Raw genomic sequence first — 8,418 nt, forward strand, 5'->3', positions numbered from 1 at the left:
TGCCGAGGGCATCGTAAAGCGGGTGAGGCGATGATCCGGCGGTCGGAGACCGGTAGTGATCGCTGCCGAGGGCATCGTAAAGCGGGTGAAGCGCCGAGCCTCCATTAGCCCCATCGCATTTGCGCGACACAGCCCCGGCTTACCGGTCTCAAAACGCCGAAAATCATGATTACGCGCCTTATCATGAGTCGATTTTTACTGCGTCGCGCAGCTAAAGTCATCGATAAGGCTGGGAGATAAGAAATTTTATGTGTCGCTCATGTAATACGTGATGTGTGTCACGTTATTCCCTTTTTCCCAATGACCAAGCAGGCTCCTGTGTAGTTATGATACGAAGCTTCAGGTGGAGATTCATAAAACAACAACGGATAAGTTTTAATGTATCCGCTGTTGTTTTTATTATCTTCACTTCGAAAGATATTCATCTATTTTTTCTTTGTTACAGACTTCTTTGAAGTAATCAATGTGGCCTGATTCATCAAGCAGCTGATATCTTTCTATAGAAATCCCTTGGATTATGTCGAGCATGTCACCTACCACAGAGTTTAAGTATTGTATTGCCGTATCTGGACATACCACACTTTTAGTCTTCCAGACTGGTTCGTGATGAGATAGACGATTGCGGAGGTTTTTTATCTCTTTAAGTTTTTTATAGATCTCACTATGGTCCCGTTCGGATGGGGAAAGATTAGGAAATACATCAGCTTCCAGGTTTGGCCATAATCGCTCATTATTTATATTGTGGTAGGGTTTTGTAAATATATCCACCCAGAATCCAAACATTAGTTCGGCAATTATTCGATCAGCGCTTTGATTTTTTTTCTCTTTATAAAGTTTGTTTTTTGACTTCTTTACCATGTTTTCATGATATGATGTCCAAGGTTTAAAGCCCTTTCTCGAACCTTTTGAAACACCTTTACGATAATATTCTTCTCTCTTGTGAGGGTGTTTTTTCATGTCGTTTTTGAATAAATCATGCCCAGCCTCTCTAGTTATAGAGTCAAACCAACTTGATGTTTTGTGATAGTTAGTAGCTGCATTATGTATGGCGTTTCTCAGGCTAACTTCTAAGCACTGTATAATAGGGTAAATACTCGAGGATACATGTTTGTTCCATTGATATGCATAAATTAGCTTAGCTCTATCCTCAGCAGACCTTGTGAGTTGAACGTAAGAGTTCAGCCTAGGAGTAGAGATGCTAGCTTCTATTTTTTCGAGATCAGTCCCTTGCAAGGTGTACTCCTTGTTGCTATAGTCAGCCGTAACGAACGTGAGGGTGGTTCACTGCCTAGCACAACCCCCACACAATGCTAGGTCAGATGCTTGAATTAAGTAGAGCGTTTGACCAATCAAAAGAAGCGCCTTAGGCGCTTTTTTTGTGCCTAATATCTAAGAACATCCTATCCTCAGACCAGATATACACCATGTGTAACAGAATATCTGTATCTATTATTTTATTGATCAGTATTCTTGTTTTCAAGTTTTATTGTCCTAAGTCATATTTTGATGATTTTTAGTAACTTCCCTTTCGAATTTAAGAGCTTCTTTCCTATTCCCTAAATATCGAGGAATATTCTGCATACCAAAGAATCCCCCAATGGGCTTTTCATGATGCCCAATAATTAATCCTCCATGACAATTATGAGCATGATTGCCACTTAATAGACATGAGTTATTAGTGATTAGGATGTTAGTTGGTCTTACTAATATTTCTATTCCGTTTCGAAGAAAACGACCTCGGTTAATAACTATTTTGTTCGGAGGCTGGAAATCAAAATCTATAAGAATTTTTCTATGCCCTTCTCTAATAACTAGGTTAGTACCAGTTAGCTGAATATCCCAAGGTTCTGCTGAGTAAAAAAGCTGATTATTTTTTATATGTAGTACTGGTGTATTAAATTCGTCAAAGATAACCACGTTTAATAAAAAATGGCCATCAGCTAAAACTATACCAATCAGCGGTGTTCCGTCGACACTAATTGGAACCATTGCAGTTCCGTAGCCTTCATCTTTACAAGTAAAGCTATTACCTCCGATCTCGATGCAAGCCTCATTTCCTGAAAAATGAAGATTGTAGGGTTTAGATAAGCCTTCTCTCAAGTTGAATGGATTTTTATTTGCTTCATAAACAGTTTCTTTGGGAAGCAATCCATTGGTTTTTTCTCTATGGTGCTGATCACAAAGTAATGTGATTTCATCGGCAACATGTCTTTTAACTTGCGCCCACTCTTCCATGTGCTCGTACTCATATAGAGGCATTCCACAAATTACACAACCAAAACCACATCTTTGTCTAACCTCTCGTTGTATTGGATTTGGTATATCACGACTATTTATGTTTTCTTCTGCCATTATAAATAAATCCTTTTTTAAAACTATTAAAACACGTTAGCTTGCTAAAATATTACTATAAAAATTAGATCAATGAGGCCGGTTCATTTTTTTCTTTTGGCTGCTTCTTCTAGCAGTCGCAGAGCGGCATCCTCGTAGCTCTCGCCAGGCTGCGCTGCGGCTTCAATTACGCTCGTGGGAATACCGTATATCGCGCCCTGAGCGCTTTGATTGCTTTTTCTTTTAGGCTTGTGCTTATTGGATTTGTTGGCATCTACACCGGTTTCTCCCGGGGCTTTCTCGCCGAAGGTGAATACCAAATGGCTGACACGCCGTCCGGTCTTGCGCTGATCCCATTTCACCCACAGAGGCGAGTGTTCGTTGATCTGCTCAATGGAAGGCTGAATTACTCGCTTCTTGAAGTCCTTTATGGCCGGATATTTATCGCCCAGTTGGAAGGCATGGCGTAGCCACTCGATGGATACCTCACGCTGGCCGACATCACGCCACTGGCAAAGCAGTTCGTAGAGCCGGATAGCATGAGCACTGTCCATGCGGGCTATATCGGTCAGAGCATAGCGAGTGAACTGTTCGGTGAGCTGGGATAGGTAGGGCACCATGGGTTGGCTGAAGCGAAGGGCTATCATGCCCTGATCTTTCTGGTAAACCACCTCCTGTACCCAGCGCGTGAGCCTGATCTTGGCACTACCTTGGCCATTGGGTGCTTCATGTAGAGTCACCTCTCGCCGGAACAGGCGTTCAGCCGCTGCCTTGAGATTCTGGTAAGCCGTACCTAGCTGAGTATCGGTCATGTCGGCGATTTGCTGGGCGCTGACCGTGTAAAGCCGCTGGTCGCTAAAAGCCTCATCTCGGCGTACTTGGGCAATACACCCAAGAATGATGCGCTGTTCGTAAATGCTGAGGCGGTAGGACGCTTCAATCAGTGCGTTACTTTTGTAGACCAATGCAGAATCCATACTATTCTCTCCATTAAGGGACTTTTTTTATTAAGTCCCTTGATACCATCAATCTGTCCCTCCTACAACCATCAATCCGTCCCCTCTTAACCATCAATCCGTCCCCTCTTAACCATCAATCCGTCCCCTTTTAACGCTATTACCCCTTTAATTTCAGTTAGTTACATAACCTAAAAGGAATAAAAGGGAAAAGGAACAGAAAAGAGCGCGATGCGCTCGCCTACCCTCCGCTTCGCTCCGCCCGGCCTTCGGCCGCCTAAAATTGCCTGCGCCACAGGCGCAGAAAGGATGCCATCGAGGGGCTACGCCCCTGGGCATCCTGCGAAAAGGCTGATCGCTAAAGAAATCCGACGACGGTGGTCGCCACCCCACCCCAACGCGGGAACACAGGCGCTACGCGCCAAGTTATTCGGTGGTCCGGCGCTTATGGCCTCTTAGGAGGCCGACCTCCGCGCCCGGCGGGACGCAGCTCTCCCTTCGGATTGAGCCAAGGCCCACGCAAGTGAGGTTCCCAATCCTTGTAGACTCCTGTCACTTCCAAGGTCCATCGGCAAGTGCGCCAGTAGTCATAGGCCGTCGCAGGGGAGATATCCCCCAAACCATCTTTCATCACCCAACGTACGTGCTTGGCTTTCCATTGCCAGGGATGCCTCACGCCGAAACGCTCATGAATCAACTGCTGAATTCGCACCATACGGCGACCATGAGCCCGGACCCCCCGTTGCTTTCGCGGGTCGCACTTCAACAGGTTTTCCAGCATGTTGCCGTCGACCTGAATCGGGGTGCCGTTTGCGTAGAACATCATTTGCGACCTCCTAGGTACGCCACGGTGACATCGAGGCGGTTATGTCCGAGTTCCTGGCTGATCAGTCGACGTGCCAACTGATCCTGAGATTTGTGGGGTGAGAGTGAGCCGCTGACGGCAGGCGCAGGGTGGCCCGTAATCACGGCATAGCGGGCACAGGCGTACGCGGCCCGGGCATCGTGGAAGCCACTGAGACCATGCGCTTTCAGGATGGGGCGGGCACGATTGAGCTCGCCTTGCCGAGCTGTCGCCAGATCCGCATAGCGCTCCTCAAGTGCCAGTAGATTTCGGCTTCCTTCGGGACGCACTGAACGTGCATAGGCCAGAGCGGCCCGCTGAGGCTCGCTGACGGCGATTAAGCGCTGTGCCGACCTTCCGCCCTTGGTTCCCTCTTGCACGTCTACAGTGCCCTTTCTGGACGCCTCACGATGCCATCGCTCCAGGTCCGCCTTGATCGCTTCTTCACGGCGCACCCCGAACGCGGCAGCCAGCTGCAGGACGGCAGACGCGCGGGGTAAGCCTGCGGCCTCCAGGGCTCGGCAAGTCTGCGTGACTTTGTCGGTGTCCAACGCTGTCGGCGCTGTCTGTCGCACATTGCTGCGCTTCCCGGCGTACTGCGACGGAGACACCCGCACTCTGTGATCGCCGCGCAGGGCCAGAAAGGTCGTATTGGCGCTGCTCAGAAGATTCTGAGCCGTCGAGACGGCGATATCTCCCGACATCACCTGTGTCTGAAGGTGTTCGGCATAGCGTTCCAGCAGTGCCTGGTTGGGTGTCGCGGCGAGATCCTTCACACCATTGTCCTTGGCCCACTGGGAAAACTGGCCCCAACGGTCCGAATGCGTGGCCACTGTCGAGTAGTGGCCTTGGCCATAGAGGCTCACCAGGGCCTGATGCCCGGCGTAGGCCATTTGCTTTCCATAGCCGTAGTTACGTTTCGATGCGTATTTGCCCATCACGAAGCCTCCTGCGTCGTGGTGATAGGGAGTGTCAAAGTCGCTTCCCGGTGTCCTGCCAAGACGTTCGGTAAGTGTTAAACCGCTTTTGGGCGCGGTCAGACCTGGGAAGCGTGTCGTCTCGTGACATGGCCGCCGGAATCGTCCGGAAATTTTGTGTGCGCATCCGATCGCGACACTCAGTGAGTGGGCAGGGGATCGTGGCGGGAGGTGGCAGCTCCCACAGTCAAGGCGCGCTCATTGCTGACGACACAGCGCAAGGTCATGCCTACCAGCCAGGCAGGTGGCGCGAACGCCGGACAACGCGATGTGCAGGTGTCAGCAATGAGTTTTGGTGCAGGGTTTGGTGACGCTCGAACCCGCGGGGGCATTGAGCCCCCGTGGGTTCGCGGGCGCCTGACGGCGTCCGTCTCTGTGCGGTGCACAGAGACGGACGCGCCGCTACCTGCACGTTTCGTGAACGCCTTAATGGCTGATCTCGAGGTCGCCGGAGCGAGTCTCGTGCCAGAGAGGGCAGTAGCCGGGCGTTCGTTTATTGGTCAGCCGGACTCGCCGCCGCATGCACGTGAGGCAGTGCCAGGAGTTGCCGCTCTACGCCGATGACTGTGGCGATGGAAAGTAGAGACGCAACGCGCTAGCACTGAGCACACGGGCGTGTGACAGCAAAGCCGGAACCACTTTTTTGGGAGTTTTGGCGCAAGGTCGTGAGTTTAGGTGCAGAATTCGGAGCTAAATCGTCTCACTCTGAATTCAAGACGCACCTTCCCCTCAATCGCCGTCTGAGCTTTCAAACGCGATTCGGCTGGATCCTGAATGTGCTTGCTATCAGGGGTTGTAGCCAGCGAGGGTCTTACGCCACCTGGCGGTGACTGGACCTTGCTAGTAGCGGTAGAAGGTATCTCTAGGCTACTGATTTATAAGTACTATTATGGACTTCATTATGTGCCAGGCGGGTACACATTCGTTGGAGACATGCGCTTTCCTGGTCTGATTTCAGAGGTAGACCCGTGGCTACCAAATGACCGTTCTTATAAAGAGGTCGGTCGGGCCCCTACGCCGCTATGCGGACATGTCTTGAGACTAGCATGACTTTCCATGCAGAACAGCTGATTTGTGATCGGAGAGGGCTAGGCCCATTCTGTCGGGCAAACGACACATCAACCCTACAGGGTTCGACATGCCAGAATTGACGATTGGCCGTATGGCAAAACTTTACGGATTGCACCGCTCTACGCTCTATGAAGCCATTTCTCGAGGCCGCATCACGGCTGGATTGAATGGCCATGGACAGCGTGTGCTCGACTTGGCGGAAATGATCCGGGTCTATGGCGAAGCTCCGACAACGCCCGACACCGCTTCAACAACTGGTGCCAAAGGCCTTTCCGACACCCCGACAGCATCGTCGGAAAGCACAGAGGAACTGGTGGGGCTTGTGAAGGAGCTACTGGCCGTCACGCGCCGGCAGGCGGAGAAAATTGAAGCGCTGGAGCAGCATATGCGCCGACTCCCCCTGATGGGATCAGAAGTTGACGAAGACCAGCCGCAGGAAGCGTCCAAGCCGCCGACGTCCTCTCAGGTTCACGACAAGCATCCTTTCGCGAGGGAAATGGCAGCTTTGAAAGCGCGGAAACACGAGGAGTAACCTGAGAGGAAGAGGTGGGCAAGGCAAGAGCAGGTATCGAACGAGTGCCCCGAAGCTGGATGAACGACGTCATTCCCACTATTTCCCAGCAACCATGCGGGCTGCAGCGTAGGTCGTGAGGCCTGGCTCTTTCATGAGATGGCCGGAAATGCCGGTTTATGGCTACAAAACCAGGAAAAAGGCGAGTCTATCTATCTCGATGGGCGGCATCGTTGCTTTTCACGTCATTCCCACTATTTGCATTAAAAACAAGTGGTTATGATAAGTTTTGGTGCCGCCATAGACCCTAAGAGTCGCCATTAGCGATAGATATCGCGTCGATGGCCGATCCGGACGACAAGCACGCAGACTCGATCATCTTCGATCTGTGCGATAAGACGATAATCGCCGACACGGTAGCGCCATAGCTCACCTAGCTGTCCCTGGAGAGGCTTTCCCAGCTGCCTCGGATCCTCGAGTGGCTGGATACGTTCCCGCAGATAGTCACGAATACGCTTGGCCTCGGCATGGCCGATCTTCTTGAGCTGCTTGTGTGCGGCTCCGGTCAACTCAATTTGCCAAGCCAAGGTCCTGCTCCACGTCGTCCAGAGAGTGCGTGGTTTCTTCCCCACGGCGTAGCTGCTCGAGTGTCTGTTCCGCGAGATAGATGTCTTCCAGATCCTCCAGGTGCTCGAGGATAGCCTCACGAGCGTAGTAGGTCTTGGTGCGGCCAGTGGCCTTGGCCAGTGCCTCGAGACGTTCCTCGATGTCATTAGGTAGTCGAATTGCCAGCATGAATAAGCTCTCCTGAGTATTGCTATACGTGTATAGCATACTGCTGACGACACGACTCATCCAGCTATATAGCCGATCACAGAAGCCAAGCGAGTGAACCGGTGCTGAGGGCATCGTAAAGCGGGTTACCGAGGCTGGTGCTGCAGCCCTTACCTGGAAGGAATTCGCACGTGCGAAATCGGCAGTCTAGAAGCTTCGCACGGCAGTAGTGCCCGGCGGAAAGGCTATAGGAGTAGATGCGAGGGCATCTCCTGGTCGGTCTGATCAGAGCTTAGCGCCTGGTCCGAATTCCGGGGACCACTTCACCTGAGCGTCCCTGTGGGCCTCGTGGTGGGCTTTTACTTCGGGGGCGGTATGGCAGAAGGGGTCATCGAGAAATTCGCTCAGAAGCGCAAATTGGAGTCATGACACGAAGAAGCCACCCAATTGGGTGGCTTTCTTTTATCTAAAGGCGTGGGCGTCCACGAGTACGTCCATGAAGTCCACGAATACCGTTCTGTCATCCAAGCAGGTAGGTGGGAGTCCAAATACTGAGACGATCACGCCTGACGGACATTGCGGTGACATACCGGTCAGCTCAACAGTATCAAGCAGGTTTACTTCCTCAAACCCTTCACGCTGCGTGGCCACGGCATCAAACAGATCGCCCAATAATTTACGACAATCATCCCTGCTACTGTGCTTTATGGCGTAGGCCACTTGGTTCGTAAGTTCTTGCATCCCTACATCCTTGTCTTATAGGTATTCGGTGTACAGCTCAGGATACTTCATGTAGTGGCACAGTAGTGACCGGTGCCGAGGGCATCGTAAAGCGGGTGAGGCGATGATCCGGCGGTCGGAGACCGGTAGTGATCGCTGCCGAGGGCATCGTAAAGCGGGTGAGGCGATGATCCGGCGGTCGGAGACCGGTAGTGATCGCTGCCGAGGGCATCG

Annotated in this window: 8 protein-coding genes; 1 reads left to right on the top strand and 7 read right to left on the bottom strand. The window is 51.5% G+C overall.

The features are described from left to right. Nucleotides 1–405: 405 nt before the first annotated feature. The 4 genes from R2R70_RS18650 to R2R70_RS18665 form a co-directional block, all read right to left on the bottom strand. On the bottom strand, nucleotides 406–1,233 hold the full coding sequence (locus tag R2R70_RS18650; protein WP_410978704.1) for an Abi family protein: 828 nt from the start codon (nucleotides 1,231–1,233) through the stop codon (nucleotides 406–408). Nucleotides 1,234–1,491: 258 nt separating this feature from the next. After that, complete coding sequence (locus R2R70_RS18655) at nucleotides 1,492–2,352, bottom strand: hypothetical protein (RefSeq protein WP_410978705.1); 861 nt, start codon at nucleotides 2,350–2,352, stop codon at nucleotides 1,492–1,494. 83 nt (nucleotides 2,353–2,435) lie between these two features. After that, nucleotides 2,436–3,308 (bottom strand): replication initiation protein, encoded by an 873-nt coding sequence (locus R2R70_RS18660; RefSeq protein ID WP_410978706.1) that lies wholly within the window; start codon nucleotides 3,306–3,308, stop codon nucleotides 2,436–2,438. A gap of 801 nt (nucleotides 3,309–4,109) precedes the next feature. Continuing rightward, nucleotides 4,110–5,069, bottom strand: coding sequence for an integrase domain-containing protein (locus tag R2R70_RS18665; protein WP_410978707.1), 960 nt, complete (start codon nucleotides 5,067–5,069; stop codon nucleotides 4,110–4,112). A gap of 1,177 nt (nucleotides 5,070–6,246) precedes the next feature. Here R2R70_RS18665 and R2R70_RS18670 point away from each other — a divergent pair. Beyond that, nucleotides 6,247–6,711: a hypothetical protein gene (locus tag R2R70_RS18670; protein ID WP_410978708.1), complete on the top strand. Its 465-nt coding sequence runs from the start codon at nucleotides 6,247–6,249 to the stop codon at nucleotides 6,709–6,711. Nucleotides 6,712–7,010: 299 nt separating this feature from the next. On the opposite strand, the gene R2R70_RS18675 is transcribed toward R2R70_RS18670, so the two are convergent. From R2R70_RS18675 to R2R70_RS18685, 3 genes are all read right to left on the bottom strand, one after another. After that, the gene (locus R2R70_RS18675; RefSeq protein ID WP_024951933.1) at nucleotides 7,011–7,277 is read right to left on the bottom strand and encodes a type II toxin-antitoxin system RelE family toxin; all 267 of its coding nucleotides are present in this window, start codon (nucleotides 7,275–7,277) and stop codon (nucleotides 7,011–7,013) included. Further along, nucleotides 7,261–7,485, bottom strand: coding sequence for a DUF6290 family protein (locus R2R70_RS18680; RefSeq protein WP_404327008.1), 225 nt, complete (start codon nucleotides 7,483–7,485; stop codon nucleotides 7,261–7,263). The genes R2R70_RS18675 and R2R70_RS18680 overlap by 17 nt, the downstream gene beginning before the upstream one ends. 441 nt (nucleotides 7,486–7,926) lie before the next feature. Next, on the bottom strand, nucleotides 7,927–8,205 hold the full coding sequence (locus R2R70_RS18685; RefSeq protein ID WP_404327007.1) for a hypothetical protein: 279 nt from the start codon (nucleotides 8,203–8,205) through the stop codon (nucleotides 7,927–7,929). Nucleotides 8,206–8,418: the final 213 nt, after the last annotated feature.

This window comes from Cobetia sp. SIMBA_158, from assembly GCF_046566945.1.
In the GTDB taxonomy this organism is placed as follows: Bacteria; Pseudomonadota; Gammaproteobacteria; order Pseudomonadales; family Halomonadaceae; genus Cobetia; species Cobetia amphilecti.